This window comes from Vibrio sp. B183 (assembly GCF_000740665.1).
In the GTDB taxonomy this organism is placed as follows: Bacteria; Pseudomonadota; Gammaproteobacteria; order Enterobacterales; family Vibrionaceae; genus Vibrio; species Vibrio coralliilyticus.
The window spans coordinates 111,591-128,543 of sequence record NZ_JPQB01000014.1; the positions used below are offsets into that span (position 1 = coordinate 111,591).

General features: G+C 44.2%; 10 protein-coding genes and 1 pseudogene. 2 read left to right on the forward strand and 9 right to left on the reverse strand.

The features are described from left to right. Positions 1-616: 616 nt before the first annotated feature. From IX95_RS15215 to IX95_RS15225, 3 genes are read right to left on the reverse strand one after another with little or no spacing between them, the layout of a single operon-like run. Positions 617-3,679 (reverse strand): efflux RND transporter permease subunit, encoded by a 3,063-nt coding sequence (locus tag IX95_RS15215; protein ID WP_038161499.1) that lies wholly within the window; start codon positions 3,677-3,679, stop codon positions 617-619. Further along, positions 3,676-4,731: an efflux RND transporter periplasmic adaptor subunit gene (locus tag IX95_RS15220; RefSeq protein WP_038161501.1), complete on the reverse strand. Its 1,056-nt coding sequence runs from the start codon at positions 4,729-4,731 to the stop codon at positions 3,676-3,678. The genes IX95_RS15215 and IX95_RS15220 overlap by 4 nt, the downstream gene beginning before the upstream one ends. Before the next feature lies 1 nt (position 4,732). Continuing rightward, the gene (locus tag IX95_RS15225) at positions 4,733-5,809 is read right to left on the reverse strand and encodes an efflux RND transporter periplasmic adaptor subunit (RefSeq protein WP_038161505.1); all 1,077 of its coding nucleotides are present in this window, start codon (positions 5,807-5,809) and stop codon (positions 4,733-4,735) included. A 186-nt stretch (positions 5,810-5,995) separates the two neighbouring features. On the opposite strand from IX95_RS15225, the gene IX95_RS15230 reads away from it, so the two are divergent. Both IX95_RS15230 and IX95_RS15235 read left to right on the forward strand, forming a co-directional pair. Further along, positions 5,996-6,727, forward strand: coding sequence for a TetR/AcrR family transcriptional regulator (locus IX95_RS15230; RefSeq protein WP_038161507.1), 732 nt, complete (start codon positions 5,996-5,998; stop codon positions 6,725-6,727). 14 nt (positions 6,728-6,741) lie between these two features. After that, positions 6,742-7,749 (forward strand): substrate-binding domain-containing protein, encoded by a 1,008-nt coding sequence (locus IX95_RS15235; RefSeq protein ID WP_038161509.1) that lies wholly within the window; start codon positions 6,742-6,744, stop codon positions 7,747-7,749. A 243-nt stretch (positions 7,750-7,992) separates the two neighbouring features. Here IX95_RS15235 and melB read toward each other — a convergent pair. The 6 genes and pseudogenes from melB to tagH all read right to left on the reverse strand — a co-directional run bounded on the left by melB (position 7,993) and on the right by tagH (position 16,947). Next, positions 7,993-9,345: pseudogene (gene melB / locus IX95_RS15240) on the reverse strand (melibiose:sodium transporter MelB). 80 nt (positions 9,346-9,425) lie between these two features. Further along, positions 9,426-12,473, reverse strand: a complete 3,048-nt coding sequence (locus tag IX95_RS15245) for a beta-galactosidase (RefSeq protein WP_038161512.1) — start codon at positions 12,471-12,473, stop codon at positions 9,426-9,428. A 470-nt stretch (positions 12,474-12,943) separates the two neighbouring features. Further along, complete coding sequence (gene icmH / locus IX95_RS15250) at positions 12,944-13,735, reverse strand: type IVB secretion system protein IcmH/DotU (protein WP_006961128.1); 792 nt, start codon at positions 13,733-13,735, stop codon at positions 12,944-12,946. Beyond that, on the reverse strand, positions 13,732-15,057 hold the full coding sequence (gene tssK / locus IX95_RS15255; RefSeq protein ID WP_019277700.1) for a type VI secretion system baseplate subunit TssK: 1,326 nt from the start codon (positions 15,055-15,057) through the stop codon (positions 13,732-13,734). Before tssK ends, icmH begins: the two co-directional genes overlap by 4 nt. Positions 15,058-15,068: 11 nt before the next feature. Then, positions 15,069-15,569, reverse strand: coding sequence for a type VI secretion system lipoprotein TssJ (gene tssJ / locus IX95_RS15260; RefSeq protein WP_019277701.1), 501 nt, complete (start codon positions 15,567-15,569; stop codon positions 15,069-15,071). Beyond that, positions 15,562-16,947, reverse strand: coding sequence for a type VI secretion system-associated FHA domain protein TagH (gene tagH, locus IX95_RS15265; RefSeq protein ID WP_038161515.1), 1,386 nt, complete (start codon positions 16,945-16,947; stop codon positions 15,562-15,564). The genes tssJ and tagH overlap by 8 nt, the downstream gene beginning before the upstream one ends. Between the last annotated feature and the right edge of the window lie 6 nt (positions 16,948-16,953).

Below are 16,953 nucleotides of genomic sequence, written 5' to 3' on the forward strand. Positions count from 1 at the left end.
AGCAATTAAAATAATTTATTCGCCATTAACCGGTGCCAACAATAAGCACCAACCAACGTTATTAGTAATACTTAAATAAGGAACTTTCCGTCCTCGTTCTGTTAATTAAAACTAATGTCTTAATGTTACAGTTCAAATACTTTTTGAGTTTAGTTGCATAATGTTGAACAAGATCTCATAAGGAATGTAATGTTATATAGTTGTTAATCCCACATATCTCATTGTTTTATAAGGATTAAATTTAAACTCTTCTTTTATCAGCAATAGCTAAAACACTGTTTTAACTTCATTTTTCGTCGTTTACACCTATTTCATCAATCTTTATCACCTTTTAAAACGTATTTATTTTCGTTACAGATAGGTTTACGTTTACATGACAAAAGAATCATTTCGTTATTAGACTTTGGTTTAACTATGCAATCCATTGCAATTTATAATATGGTTAATTAAACCGATAAGTTCATGTTGATTTTAATATATATATCGATTGACGTTATTTATACTAAAGTCTAGCCAAATCGGCGAATTCTGTGCTTATTTTATAAAATAAAGACATAAAAAACCCGGTAAAAATTACCGGGTTGGCCAATATCGAATCGAATTTCTATCCGTGAATTTATCCGGCAGTGGATGGTTTGATTCGGTAGAAAATGGCAAACAAAACTGGTACTACGATCAGTGTTAATACCGTAGCAAATCCCAAACCAGCCATTATTGTTATTGCCATCGAGCCAAAGAAAGCATCGAATACAAGTGGAATCATCCCTAGTATCGTTGTCAATGCGGCCATACTTACCGGGCGTACACGTGACATTGCGCTATCAAATACAGCCTGATGCGGCTCTTTACCTGAATCCATCTCAATATTGATTTGGTCCAATAACACGATACCGTTTTTCAGGATCATACCGCTTAAGCTAAGTAAACCGAGTATTGCTGTAAAACTAAAAGAGGTATCAGTTGCCAACAAACCAATTGATACACCAATAATTGACAATGGCACTGTAAACCAAATGACTAGCGGTTTTCGCAATGAATTGAATAAGAACATGGTGATAATAAACATCAACATGTACCCCATTGGCAATGAGCCAAATACAGAATCTTCTGCATCTTTAGATGACTCATACTCACCACCCCAGCTGATGCTGTAACCTTCTGGTAGATCAAGAGCCTGTACTTTCGGTTGTATACGAGAGAATAAACTCGCTGCGGTTTCATTACCCAACACATCATGGTCAGCTAATACAGTCAAAGTTCGCTTGCGATCACGACGCAGTATAAGTGGCTCTTGCCATTGTAGAGTGACTCCATCAATCACCTGGTCCACGGGAATATATGTCTGTAGTGATGGGCTCCAAATCTTGACATTGTTCATCGACTCAAAATCGACACGCTCTGATTCTGGGAGACGAGCGATAATTGGTAGCATATGTGTTCCATCGCGCAGTAAACCTATAGGAGCGCCTCCAAAAGCCATTTGCAGGGTATTGGATACATCTTCTTTGGAGATACCTAAACGACGAGCTTTTGATTCATTAAACTGAGGCACTAGCTCTTTCGTCCTTTCACGCCAGTCATGGCGAACATTTCGTGACCCTGGATCGGCCAATAAAATGTTTTCCACCTTAGTCGCAATAGAACGTAGAGTCTGAGGATCCGGACCTGTGATTCGCGCTTCGATCTTAGATGCTGGTGACGGGCCAAACTCCATCACTTTAAACTGGAATGTAGGCTGATTGAACTGAACTGAAAGTTCTTTATCAAGTTCCTCAAGAAGCGAGAACATCACTTCTCTATCTGTCGTTCGAACTTGAAGCTGTGTATAGCTCTCGTAACTTTTCTCTGGCTCATACGTTAGAGCAAAACGCTGCAAACCTTGACCTGTTGTAGTAGTTACAAACTCAACATTGTCTTTAGCACGAATGTACTGCTCAACCTTTTCCGTTTCTTCAATAGTTTTACGAATATCCGTACCTTCTGGCATCCACATATCTACGTAAAACATGGGGGTGTTTGAAGGTGGGAAAAATGACTGCTTGACCATACCAAAGCCAATCACAGCAACCACCAGCAACCCAACCATGCTGGCGACCGTTAACCAACGGAAACGAAGCGCAAACTTCAAGCATGCACCAAACAAAGTAAACAGAATTCCTTTGTATGGGTCGACATCTTCACCGTCGGTAATCGTTTCATTTTCCTTAAGCATCAAATCTGCAAGGAAAGGGGTCAATGTTAGCGCTGTCACCCAACTTAAGAACAACGAAAAACATAATACCCAAAACAGAGAGCCCATAAACTCACCAGTCGCATCTTGAGACAGACCAATTGGGGCAAATGCAGTAATAGCGATAACTGTGGCGCCAAGCAAAGGCCACTGTGTTTGTTTAACAATATCAATAGAAGCTTGAAGTTTAGTCTTACCTTTCTTAACCCCGACCAAGATGCCTTCAACGACAACAATGGCGTTATCCACCAGCATGCCCAGTGCAATGATCAGAGCACCTAGGGAAATGCGGTGCAATTCCACATCAAACTGCTTCATTAAAATAAAAGTACCGAAGACCGTCAGAAGGAGAACGGATCCAATGATCAAACCACTGCGTAACCCCATCGCAAACAACAATACGATAATAACGATAGCAACGGCCTGCCCTAGGCTGATAATGAAATCATTGACTGAATTATCGACTTCTGCGGACTGATTGTAGAAATAATTAATTTCTACGCCTGCTGGCTTAATGTTTTCCAATTCCGCAAGTTCCGCCTGAATCGCGTTCCCTACCTCGACAACATTGACACCAGATCCAAAAGAGATCGCTAGATTGATTGCTGGTTTACCGTTGTATGTCAGTACGTTAGAAGGTTTGTCTTGAATTCCTCGTGACACGGTCGCCACGTCTTTCAAACGAATCAGGTTACCCGTATCGCGGCCGTGGATAATGAGGTCTTCCAACTCCTGTTCCGAGCTCATAGTTCCGTTTGGTCGAATCGTTAGTGACTGGCCATTGACCATCACATCACCAGCGGACTGTACACTGTTTTGCTGACTTAACAGGCCAACCACGGTGTTCATATCCAGATTAAGGGCAGCGAGTCTTTCCAGCGAAACTTCGACGAACAATTGTTCCTGCTGATCACCTGAAATAGTTACCTTGCCGACACCATCAACTAATTCCAGCTCACGGCTCAAATAGTCAGCATAACGTTTTAGCTCAATGTAATCGTATCCGTCCCCTGTCAACATCAGCATAATGCCATATACGTCCCCAAAATCATCGATAATTTGAATTGAGTTAACACCATTAGGAAGAGATGGCTTCAAATCATTAATTTTTCTTCGCATCTCATCCCAGATTTGTGGCAACTCGTCCGGGCCATATTCCATCTCCATGCTGACCATGATTTGCGACATACCATTTGAGGATATGGAAGTGATTTTATCGATATAGGGTAGCTTTCGGATTTCTTTCTCAAGCGGGTATGTCAATTCCTCTTCGACTTCCTGTGAGGTTGCACCTGGGTACGTTGAGATAACCATCGCATCTTTGATGGTAAATGCCGGGTCTTCCAAACGACCAAGATCCATAAATGACGTGTAGCCACCCACCGCCAAAATGACCAGAAATAGCCAACTGATGACTTTGTTTTTTATTGAATACTCCGCAATGCTCACTGCTGCGCTCCTTTAATTTCCATGCCTTCACGCAGCTTGCGTAAGTTAGAGTTAATAATGATGTCACCCGTATCGACGCCTCCTGAAATTAACGCGCCAGAGCCGTTAATCTGGCTCACCGAAATGGGATAACGATGTGCAATATTGTCTTCCAACTTCCATGCAAAAAAGTCCTGTGGATTAACGCCTGTATCAACCGCTGTCATTGGAAGTTGATAACCTTGAATTGTGTTGAGACCAGCCTTAACCAGATCGACTGAGACTTGCGCGCTCGTACCCGGCAGAATACGTTGCTCAATCTGAGGCATGGACAGCCAGAACTCATACGTTTGGCTATCTGGGTGCAGTTCACTCGTGTGCTTCAAATAAGACACGGTGTAAGTTCCATCATGACCCGCAAAAGTTGCTGTTGGCTGATATCTTTCTGAACTCAACTCGGGTTTGAGCATTGCTAGGACGGTATCCGACACGTTGAGTTTGACGTAAACTTTTTCGTCTTGATAAATGGAGACAACCATTTCACCGGGGCTGGTGTTCTCAAACTTTTGCTTGTCTACGCTAGACACCACACCATCAAACGGTGCTTTTAGACGCGTATAAACCACTCTGAGTTTGGCAGTACCTAAATTCGCTTCTGCTAGTTTGAAACTTGCACTTAACTCATCAAGATCAGCACTTGAGATCATTTTGTTGTGTCTTAATTCCTGACCACGCTTAAACTGCTTTTGTGCCAGCTCGTATTTGGCCTGTGCATCGGTAAGGTTTTGTTTTGCTTTCGCATCATCAAGAATCGCGACGACTTGCCCTTTTGTGACATTGTCACCTTCCTGAACCAGAATCGAAGATATCTCGCCGTCAAGTCGGAAAGATAAAGGGGTCAGTTCAGCGGGCATCACCTGACCATTGAAGCTTCTATGTTGACTGGTGAGAGGTGAGCCAACTTCAAATGTATCAACTCGTAGTTCATTTTTTTCTCTGTGTTCCACAGATGATTTACATGCCACAAGACCTAAAACAGAGAGCGCAATGATTGAGGCTTTAAACATTTTCATATCAGATCCCTCCCTCTTTGATCCAAGCTTTAACCTGTTGACCAGAGGCCAATTTGTCTACGCCAGCTTCTACAATCAGGTCGCCTTTCTCCAACCCGGAGATAACGTCACCATGTTCATCTAGCGTTACTTGAATTTGTTGGATGGTCTGATTTTCAGAATTAAATCGATACAAAAGTCCAGTGGTATCGTGCTTTGAAATCCACGCAGAAGGCGCAATTTTTATCGTCGCTTTCTTCTCATCATTAACCAAGCGAACTTGGCCCGTCATTCCAGGTAATAGGTTTAATTCTTGTGGTCGTTGAATCGTGACGCTGGCGCTGTAACTGTTAGTATCAACGTCAGGTTGCGTGGAAATCTCTTTGAACTCAGAGGGAATATCGACATCGCGATGACTGTCCATAGAGACTGTGAGTGTCGAAGTGCTGAACTTGTCTAATCCATATTGCTCGGTGTAAGTCACAGGTACGGTGAAAACAACATCCATGACACTGTTATCGATAAGGTTTAGGATCGGTTGGTTTACACCAACTACTTGATGTTCTTTGGCAAAGGTAATGGATACAACACCATCAAAAGGAGCAGTAATACGGGTATAGTTTAGATCTGTGACAGCTTGTTCATAGGCAGCTTTGGCCGCTTTATACTGAGTTTCTGTCTGGTCAAAATCATCCGTACTGATCAGCTTTTTTGAGTACAATTGACCTGCTCGATTAAAGGCTGTCTTAGCTAAACTGTATTCGGCCTGACGAGCATCCAACGCGAGCTGGTAATCATTAGGGTCCAAAATAGCAAGCACATCCCCTTTCTTAACCATACTTCCCATCTTTACGTTAAGGCTCTCAATTTCTCCAGCGACTTGAAAAGAGAGTGCAGCTCGGTCAGTGGCATCGATTTTGGCAATAAAGGAATCGACCTGGCTTTGGGTTACATCCGGCACTTCCATCAACTTCACTGGTGTCACAACGGGTGTTGTCACTTCTGATACGGCTTTATTACAGCCAACCAGCGTCAACCCTATCGCACTTGCGATCAAAAGCTTTGCTTCTGGCCTCATTCTGAATACAGATTTGATCATGTGGTGATCTCATTTTAGTTTTATTACACAGCTGTGCAGTATATGGATAATATAAGCGAGATCAATGTTTATTTTCCATGTGTGCAGTATAATTTTTTGGTATGCTTGTTTTATAAGTGACGTATGAGATGAAAAGCGATTCGATTTCTGTTAGAAATACCGCGTCGTAAGCAATTGAACGAGAAAATGACTGAAAGAAAGCAAGGCCGCCGAAGCGCCCAAGATGCAGAAAAGACAAAATGTGGAATCATGAAAGTCGCGACAGAGCTCTTTTGTGAGCTAGGCTATGAACGCGTGTCACTTCGTAACATCAGCGAAAAAGCCGGAGTTTCGCATAGCTTGATCAGGCATCATTTTGGTAGCAAAGAGAAAATCTGGTACGCGATTAGCGACAGCCTGCACTGTTATATGGAGAGCTATATCCATACTATCGTTGAGAACATGCCAAAAGACATCACCGCCAACGTTAAGCTTTATCTGTTCTCTGTTCGCCTACTCGCGCACCTATTGACCTTTAAGCAACCCATCCAGTTGATTGCTGATGCCGTCCGTCAAGAAGATACGCTATTCGACTATTTCATCGATAACTCAGGTGAATTGGAAGATATGGTCAACCGCATCGCTGATGACTATAACGAGGCTTTTCCTCAAACTCCGGTTAAAATCTGGGAAATCAAATGGCAGATGATCATGTTTGCCCATGGTGCGGCCAGCCTCGGACCGTTTATGCGCGAAACGTGGAGCGATGAGACCCGGGACTATCAACAATGCTTGCTCAATCATTGGAGTATGTTTAACCAGATGATGGCATGCCGCTTTCAAGTTCCTCAAGCCTATATTCTTTCACCGGGTAAGGTTGAAGATTTGATCTTTGACGTCCCTTGTGAAGCATCTGAAGACACCTTAACAACTGAATAAACCATTCAACGACTATGGCCAACATTCGAGATGTAGCAAAAGAAGCAAAGCTATCTGTTGCTACTGTATCAAGAGTCATTAATAAGCTTCCTCATACTAGCCAAGCAGCGATTGACGCCGTCCACGCAGCGATGGAGAAGCTAAATTATCGCCCCAATGCCAATGCTCGCGCTTTGGTGAGCAAATCCTCGCCATCCATTGGGGTTTTAGTTGCCGATGTATCAAACCCTTTTTATGGTGCGATGGTACAAGCGATTGATGAAGTCGCCCGTGAATACAAGAAGCATATTCTGATCACCCATGGTTATCACGATGAAGCGTATGAGCGGGAAGCGATTGAGCTCCTGATTAACAATCGTTGTGACTCGCTGGTGATTCACAGCAAAGGATTATCCGATCAGGAGCTAATCAAGTTCTCTCGAGAGATCCCCGGCCTGACCATCATTAACCGTTTTATCCCAGAAATTGCAGAACGGTGCGTGGCTTTGGACAACGTAAAAGGCAGCAGTTTAGCCCTCAATCACTTGTTACGTGCTGGCCATGAAAAAGTTGGTTATCTTGCTTCTTCACATCAGATTGAGGATTCTGCTGATCGCAAACAAGGCTATCGCTCAGAGCTGGAAAAACATGGCCTAAACTATTCGGGTAGCCTAGTTGCTGCAGGCGAACCTGATGAACTAGGTGGTGCTGAGGCTATGAGAAACCTGCTAGCGAAAAACGTCCCGTTTACCGCCGTCGCAACCTACAACGATTTGATGGCGGCCGGCGCGATAAAGGTACTAACGGAAAACAACATACGCGTACCGGAAGATGTTTCTGTCATAGGGTTCGATGATTCTTCTATTGCCAGTTATTTATCCCCGACGCTCACAACGGTTCGCTACCCGATTCAAATCATGGCCAGTCACGCTGCAAGACTTGCTATCCATCTCGCAGAAAAAAGCCCTTACGAGCACGATAAGCACCTGTATGTGCCGACGCTTGTTGTTCGCCATTCAGTCAAAAAGCAGTCCTCCGTATAAAGAAAAGCCCCGCTATGCTGTCAAAACATAGCGGGGCTTTTGGTTTACTTAACGCCTAGAGATTAGCGACAAATGTGACCGTAGAACGAGCCGGCACTTGATATTCATCACCTAGCTTCTCAAATTCGATTATTGGTTCATTGTTTTGCTAATGCCAACCTTGATGATGAAAACACTACCGCTGCACATGCCAAAATGGCTGTGTTATTTATTTTCATATTTGACCTTTAGTATTGGATATAATTAAGTAGAAGAAATTTCTTTAAGAACCATATTTTGGTAATCACCATTTAGGCGATAACTTCTCTTATAAATATAAGCGCTGAGCAAAACTAATAATGTTGGTATACCAATCATTAGTGCACGTAAACCTAATATTGTTTCGTCACTCTGCTCTACATTCGGTACATAACCAATTGCTGTCAGGCCAATACCTACGAAAAACCCTGATAGTGCACCGGCAAACTTAACCAACATAGTTTGGATGGAGAAGATGATACTTTCGCTACGATGACCAGTTTTGTATTCGCCATAATCCACCACATCCGCCAACATAACCGTCGAAAGCCCATTAGACAGACCGCCGCCAAACTTCAGCGCCGCGCCCGCAATTCCTACCAAGATGCCGTTCTCAGGCGCAAATAGTCCGGTCAGCGCAAGAATGAGACTGCATAGTAAAGGGAATGCGCAAGCCACCAGCCACATAAATTTACGATTGATGATGTTACATAGTTTAGGGAAGAGGAATACGCCTGCAATTTCCGCCATACCTGAGACCAAAGCGAACATAGGGAACAGATCTTCACGGCCAATCGCGTAGCTGAAGTAGTATATGGCAAAGCCACCAACCAACTGAATCGCAATGTTAAATGCCAGCACTACGCCAATCAGCGACTTCAATTGATCATTCTTGCTGATGATATCTTTAACATCTTTAAACGAGAATTTTTCCGTCGAAACTTTCTTGTTCTTGATGCGCTCTTTCACATTGAAGAAGGTAATCAACGCACTCGCGATAAACGCAACAATAATCGCCATGCTCAAGTACAAAAAGCCCGAACCTTTATCTTCACCACCGAAAAAGCCAACCACGTATAATCCCTACGTCCCCATAAGAGTCCAAGCACAGCTGGCAAACAAGCGCGGCCATACGACTAACTTTTCACGTTCTACCCGTAGGGAAGACATGGATGGAATCATAGACCAGTAAGGAATATCCATAATGGTGTAAGTCACGCCCCAAAGGATGTAAGTGACCGTCGCATAGATGTACACCATGTTGTCATCAATATTGTGAGTATTGAATACCATCAATAAGAAGACGGAGTTGACTAAGGTTCCGATCACAATCCAAGGGCGGAATTTGCCGAAACGACTGCGCGTGTTATCGACAGTCATCCCCATGATAGGGTCAGTTACCGCGTCAACAAATCGCGCAACAAGAAACAGTGTGCCAACAAACGCTGCGGATATACCGACAACGTCTGTGTAATAGAACATTAGAAAAATATAGATAATGGAGCAGGCAAAATCTTTGCCTAACGCCCCTAGCCCATACGAAAACTTGGTTTGAATCGATATACTACCTTCAGACATATAAGGCTCCTTAGCCTTTGCTATTGGTTTGAATTAGGGTCAGAGAATGGCCCACCTCTCATTGGAGGTGGGCTCAGTTGTTATTTCAGAGTGAACTGCCACTGATACTGTGAGCGAGTCAGACGATATTCTGGACGAATGCTTGGGGTCCATGAGTCATCGCCACCCACGCCCATATGGAAACCATCAAAGTAGACAAACACGCCGGGTTGCTTTACGAGCTCATGGGTATGTTTCGCTTGCGTCAACTGTTGTTGACCAAATTGGCTGACACTGAAGTGGAACCTTCCATTGATTTCAATGCCACCGACCAGAAGCCTCTCGGTATCGCAGCGCAATCCATTGTCTGAAGGGAAGATATATGGGGTATGCATGTCAGTGACAGACAACTCCCATCGCCCGTGATCTGCGCTCAACTTGCGATCAGGGTAATTTTCATGCGGTCCTAAACCTAGCCAAGCGACCTTGTCAGGAGTCTCAGTTAACTGCATGCATGCTCCCACACGAGGCAATGGTGGCAGAGAATCATCAACATCAACACGAACGGAAATGTCGACCTCTCCAGCTTGAGCAAAACAGTATGACCAAATTGAAGTAAGCACGAGTTTGTCATCAGCAAAGTAAGCGTGTCTGACAATTACTTCGCCCATGACCGCGTTCACCTCGACGCCTTGGCAGCGGTGCTGCAGGTCAAACAACCCCGCGTTTTGCCAGCGAACCATCCACGCGTTAGGGTCTTGCCTGTCTACTTCACTGACGCCAATATCATTGTCTAACGGCGCGCGGAAAAAATTATCTTGCAGCGGTGATAGCAGCATTTCACGGTCAGATTTTTTCCAACTTTCAATAACACCTGTCGTTGAGTCGATAAACCATTCATTCTCCGCAGCGGTTACTAGCAAACCTTGATTTTGCTGTGCGAACGTTGCAGGCGTGAACGGAACATGCGCTATTGATTCAACGTGCAGTCGCTTGCCAATAGCCATCTGTTCTTGGGCAACAATATGGCCTGCGTCTGACCAAGGTGTCGCCTGTTTATGACGAATTGCAACATTTAGATAGCAATTGGACGTAGGAAGTTGGAAGCTGGAGTCCAGCTCTAGCACACACGTTTCTTTTGCTTCAAGTGAGAGTTCCAGCTCCCCACTGTGAACAATTTCGCCACAATCGCCAACAACTACCCAGTCCAAACTGCAATTTGAAGTGGCAGCAAACAATAACTCACTTGTTACTTTCACTGCTAATGGGCATGTTGATACCAACTCAAACGTGTAAGGCTGCTGAGCCCGTTTAGCTTCTAATAATGTTGGATGAGGCGTTCTGTCTGGGAAAACAAGGCCGTTGATACAGAACTGACGATCATTGATGGCATCTCCAAAATCACCACCGTAAGCCCAATAGTGCGTACCATCATCAGAGTACTTGTCGAGTCCTTGGTCTACCCAATCCCAAATAAAACCGCCTTGTAATCTAGGGTGCGTCCTAAACGCTTGCCAATATTCAGCGAATCCGCCCAAACTGTTACCCATCGCGTGCGCATATTCACACAAAATGATTGGACGATTTTCATCCCCCATACCAACCCACTTTTTGAGCGCTAACTTGGACTCGTCTGTGTGCCCTTGTTGCTGGTCAGCATCGGTACGAGCATACATTGGACAAACAATATCCGTCGCGGCAGTATTGGAGCCTCCCCCTTCGTACTGGACGACTCGTGATGGATCAACCCTTTTAGTCCACTGATACATAGCATCGTGATTGGAGCCATAACCAGACTCATTGCCCAATGACCAGATGATGATACTCGGATGGTTAAAATCGCGTGCGACCATGCGCGTCATACGCTCTAGAAAAGCGCTTGCCCACATTGGGTCGTCTGCAATGCGTCCCATTGGCGTCATTCCGTGCGTTTCAATGTTGGCTTCATCGACGACATAAAGACCAAGACGATCACAGAGTTTGTAGAAACCCGGCTGATTTGGATAGTGTGAGCAACGCACAGCATTGAAGTTATGCTGCTTCATCAACTTCAGGTCTTGTTCGACACGTTCAAGGCTTTCTGCATGGCCTGTCGCTGGGTCATGCTCATGTTTGTTAACACCCCGAATCATCAAAGCTTCGCCATTTACGCAAAGTTGGCCATCAATTACCTCGATTTTGCGGAAACCGACATCATACGCCTCACTTTCAATGACGTTGTTGTCATGAGTTAGCAAGCTCACGACCAAGCGGTATAAATGAGGCGCTTCCGCACTCCACTTCTTTGGCTGAGGAACGGGAAGCGAAATGTGGCAGCGATCATCATAGCCTCCCTTTTCGTCAATAGGTCTTGTCCCAACAGGAGTGACTTGGGCAACCACTTCATTTTGGTCATCGAACAACACCGTCCTGACTTGTAAACCTTGGCCGCGAGTGGTCTGTACTTCGATTTCTAGCTCGCCCTCTTGATAGCTGTGATCAAGATTCGGGGTCACCCTTACATCTTTAATATGCTCTAAGGGCTTGTTCATCAATCTTACAGAACGGAAGATTCCGCTCATCCACCACATATCCTGACCTTCCATGTAGCTTCCGTCACACCAGCGCAATACCATAACGGACAAGGTATTGGTGCCTGTTGTCAAATGAGGGGTCAGGTCAAATTCAGCGGCTAGACGACTGTCCTGAGAATACCCTACCCAAACGCCATTACACCAAACGTAAAAAGCGCTGTTTACGCCTTCAAAGACAACCTGGGTAAACGACTCCTGATCCCAGCTTTGTGGCAGTTCAAAGGATGTCTGATAACAGCCGGTGGGGTTATCTTTTGGCACAAATGGGGGATTACATGGAAACGGGTATTTCACATTCGTATAGATAGGATAATCAAACCCTTGAAGTTGCCAGTTACCTGGAACGGTAATCGTCTCACCATCTAGGTTTTCTTTTGCCCAATCAGCGGCCACATGCTCAGGTGAAGGATATAAAGCAAACTGCCAATCTCCATCCAAACTCATAATGGATGAGCTCACACGATCATAGCGCGCGTCACACTCATCTCTCCAACTGAACAGCGGAGTATGCGCCTGTAGGCGATTGTATGAAGTAAATTCTGGTGTTTCCCAATTACGAGGGCTCATTGTGTGCATGTTTCTAACCTAAGCGTTTGTTCAACTGCTTATGATCCTAACGACAGAGGCGTTTCAGCACTGTGACAACTCTCACACCAATGTAAACGTTTCCAGGAGTGAAAAATTGCAGATAATTAGAATGAAACCCATCTATCACTTTGATGGATTTTTTTGAAAATCTTTAGCGAAACCTCACCAATAGTTTATTTTACAAGCACTTAAATAATACCCAGTTAAAACCACATGCACAATTAAATTTATTACACATCAAAAACAGATATCATAGTGAATCAATTACATGTTCCGAACCACCTTGTTACAGCCAGTGTTACATAAACAATTAGCAAGTTACATTTACATAGAGAATAATTAAATATCATTTAGTTTTAGAGATTTAGAAGGCGGTCACACTAATTAAACGTAAAAAGCCCAAGTACAGCTGTACTCGGGCTTGAATGAAGCGTGCAACTCAAGGTTTATGTATGAACTTACTGGAAGTTGGCGAGTAGGTTTTGGAAATTAGTATCAATGATAAAATATGTTGCAGCGTACATGATGGAAAATACGATGGCTGAAACACCTAAGGTCACTCGTGGTGGAATCACCCGTTTCAAAGGTTGTTTTAGGTATTTCGCTTTTAGATTAACCAAAGACACCTTTTCATTTTCCGCCAATCTTTCATCTTTTATAAGTCGATAAATTGTATTGGCAATATCAGCCAGCTTTTCCTGCCCACGCTCTTCACGACCATATTTACCTTGAAAGCCAAGCTGAATAAGCAGATAAAGCAACTCGATAACATAACGGTAGCGTCGTGGATCTGCCTTCAGACGTTCTAAGATCGTGAAAAACTTATCACCACCTGATGTTTCATTATGAAACTCCGCCAGCAAGCTATTTTGGCTCCAATTACTGTTTGCCCCCCACTCCTGGCGACATACCGCTTCATCAATAGCGGCACATAAGCAATAGCGAATAACCAGAATAGATGCACGGTCAACTTCCATTTCATTCAGCTTACGCTCACCTTTGCGGATCTCTCGAGCGATCTGTTCTCTAAATGGCATAGGGTCTTCTAACCATGGGATAGAAGACATACAAGATAAGCTAGCAATCAACCAAGAAAACTGATCAACCAGAGGGTTGACCCCCATCTTCTCAATATTTGGATCTTTAACCGCTATGTTTCTTGAAAGATCAGGCGCGGGCATAACCTCCATCGGTTTGCCCGGCTCAGGCTGAAACAGTACTACGGTTACATCATTATCTATGTAACTCATACTCTAACCGCCCACAGTTGCAACGATAGGTTTGCAAAGTCACCAGAAACATGAACCGCAATCGCAGAAGCGCTCTCCAATGCTGCCCACTCTTCACTCGCTCGGTCGAGTTCAAAGTATGTATAGCCCGCATGATAAGGCAATGCACGCGGTACCACTGGCATTGGCTTGATACCGATACCTGGAAGCTGGAGATTAATGAGGTCACGGATATTATCGATAGAGCCAATCTTAGTCTGACTAACAAATTGAGTGTGCAGAATATCAAGGGTGACATCGGCTTTAACCGCAAGAATAAAGGTCGCGGATTCAACCACTTTCTTATCTGGGATAACCGCAGTACGAATGCCGAAGTTCTGCTCTTGTAATGTCAGTGGTATTGCGCGTTGTTCAGACATAACACTTAACGTGCGCTTAGCATTGTCCAGAGTACGAGACAAACAACTGGTGAGGTCACCATGATTGTACTCGATAAACTCTGGAGGCCTGCGGGATGCTGAGCAAAGTGTCGACAGCTCGCCTTCGGCTTGAAGCAAAGTACGATAAAGCGACTCGGGGTGCACGCCTTCAACACTAGAGAAGTGCCAGAATAAAGGTTCATAACGGTTGAGCGCTTGTAACAGCATAAAATCAGAGACCGTTGATACACCTTGCTGGTCAACGGTACCGAGGCGTTCGACAATCGATTCCGCGCGGTGCTTTAACATCGAAGCGAATTCATTGGTAAACTTGCTAAGGACTTCCGACGCGTTGATGTCAATACAAGTCGGAATGTAGCGATCATCAAGCACGACACTTCCATCAGGTTTTACTTCTGACACTTTGAGTATTGGAATCGCTGTGTAAGCACTACGATCCTCATCTTCGTACATTAATCGGAACTTAAGTTGACCAACTGAAATATTAGCCGTGTCTTCACTTTCGTAAACCGCATCAACGGCATCTTGTTGACGGACAAGGTAACGAGCACCATCTTTGTCAGAGCCGAACAACTCTTCTCTTTCAGAAGGTAATGGACAACAAAGGTAAATCACTTTGTCTGTAATCGAAGGATCGACTTCCTTTACGTCTGGTACCTCAGCTAAAAGCGGCAAGTCAAAAGGCGTCTTATCTTGAAGAACACCAATTGCTCGAGTGACCGCGATCTTGCCTTGAGTCAGCAGTTCAGTGTTAATCTCAATGCGATTCACACCCCAATGCAGTGGTGTGCTGCTGGCGTACAGCATGGTGCTTAGCTTTGTCTGAGCACGATCAAATTGCTGAAAATGCTGTGGTTTCATGAACATGCCATCTTGCCACACTACAGGATTATATAATGACATTTCGTTGTCCCTTAAAAGTAAGTTTGCTCGATTCCACGCGTAGAGTTAAACGACAGTTCGCTTCCCTCCAGCTTAAGTTTTAAAAAGTACTCAGACTGCTCTTCAATTAATTCAACTTTTCGCCAAGAGGAACCATTGATATCGCGAAACGCCGCAGAAAAACCTAATGCACGAGTTCCAGGGTCAAGAGTCAGCACCTCATGAATTTTCTCACCCGGCTTCAACTGATATTCATAGCGCTTAATGTACTCATCACCAAGCGAAGCTTTGTCATTCTCAAACAAAGCAAAGAAGTCTAAATTTCGAAACAAGACTGGCGAAGTCAATTCATGAATTCTCAATATCACAGGTGACGGCTGTCCGCCCTCCCGCATGTTAAGCAAAGGAGATGCCTCAATGATCAGCTCGATAGAGGAAGTTTCAGGTGTGATACCACTTGATTCCTTGAACTGGTCCCACATAGAACAACCAGTTAAAGACAGGAATAAGAAAAGAGTGATTAGTTTACGCATATTTTTCTTTTAGAAGTCGATTGTAATTTTCCTGAACGAGTTTCTTTGTGCCTACACCGTGTACACCTTTCAAACTCTCCAAATAATGCAGTTTGTAGGTATCCCACAACTTTTGCTTGGCAAGAAAACCCTTATTCTCGCTTTTCTGCTCAAATATAATCGGGTCATACTGACTAATACTTTGCTGTACATAGCTGTTGAGCGCTTGCTCATACAGTGACTTATGCTCGCTTATCTCATCCAACATTTGTTCAACCAGCTCATTTGGTGAAAGCATACTTTGCTTATTCAAATCAAGCATTAAACTGATCAAATCTGTATCTGCAGCCGTTGGGGACTGCTTCAGTTCCTCAATCTCAACAAGTTCATGCTGCAACTTTGTCATACATAAGCGCAAACACATTCCCATCTGTTCAAACAGTTGTGGATCGCTTTCTAGCAACTCATCATCCGTAACCCCTAATCCCTTTTTAAACGAAGTTAATAAGTCACTGTGGGAAGAGCTGGTGTTAATCTGACTAAATTGAGGCTCTGATGAAGTTTGATGTTCGGCCTTAGGAGCAACCTCTTCCCATTGCGCGCTTGGCGCCTTAATTTCACTCGGTACAGGCGCAACTGTTTGTTTAGGAGAGCCCATGGTAGGCTCCACCTTCACTGATGCCTGCTGACGTTGTGGAGCAGGTTTAGGCTTTTCAATTTTAGGAGTCGAGCTTTCCTCACCTCCCATCCAGTCTTCAGGGATGAGGCTTGGTGCATCAAATTCGGAATAAACGCTCAGACTGTCATCCGCAATCTGGCGAGTAGACTCGTTCGTCACAACAAACTGATCTAACTCTTCATTTTCGGTTCGGATTAGATGATCGTCACTGTTATCCATTGAAAAATCGAGGTGAGTCATTGGATCAGAGGCATCAGACTCTTCAGGTTTTGTCTCTAGAAAAATTTCTTCTAACGGCCCCTGCTGTTCTTGCTCGACATACGCCTCTCCAAGATTGACGAGAGGGTCTGTCGTGTCACGGTCAGGGGTGATATCAAACGCGATGTCCGTCGTATTGGTCGTACGCTCGACACTGACTGACAACTCGTACTGACCTAAAACAATCGTATCCCCTTCGTGAATAGGAATAGGCTGATTCTTCAACAACTTATTCCCATTGACGATGAGCCCATTGGTACTCACATCGCTAATGTAATAAGCATCACCATAAATACTCACCAGACAGTGAGTACTTGATATGTAACGATTGTGGTCGACCAAAGGAACCGAACAGCCCGGGTTGCGACCAATAGAGCCACCACTTTCTGGTAGCTCTACAAATTTTGCTCCCGTGTATTCTTCAGGATGCTTTGATATGACTATAACCAAGCGCTCTAACAAAGCTCT

Excerpts from the sequence above, each read along its gene's own strand:
- IX95_RS15220 (WP_038161501.1), bottom strand. The coding sequence starts at position 4,731 with ATGAAAATGTTTAAAGCCTCAATCATTGCGCTCTCTGTTTTAGGTCTT.
- icmH (WP_006961128.1), bottom strand. The coding sequence starts at position 13,735 with ATGAGTTACATAGATAATGATGTAACCGTAGTACTGTTTCAGCCTGAG.
- IX95_RS15245 (WP_038161512.1), bottom strand. The coding sequence starts at position 12,473 with ATGCACACAATGAGCCCTCGTAATTGGGAAACACCAGAATTTACTTCA.
- IX95_RS15230 (WP_038161507.1), top strand. The coding sequence starts at position 5,996 with ATGACTGAAAGAAAGCAAGGCCGCCGAAGCGCCCAAGATGCAGAAAAG.
- tssJ (WP_019277701.1), bottom strand. The coding sequence starts at position 15,569 with ATGCGTAAACTAATCACTCTTTTCTTATTCCTGTCTTTAACTGGTTGT.
- IX95_RS15235 (WP_038161509.1), top strand. The coding sequence starts at position 6,742 with ATGGCCAACATTCGAGATGTAGCAAAAGAAGCAAAGCTATCTGTTGCT.
- IX95_RS15225 (WP_038161505.1), bottom strand. The coding sequence starts at position 5,809 with ATGATCAAATCTGTATTCAGAATGAGGCCAGAAGCAAAGCTTTTGATC.
- tssK (WP_019277700.1), bottom strand. The coding sequence starts at position 15,057 with ATGTCATTATATAATCCTGTAGTGTGGCAAGATGGCATGTTCATGAAA.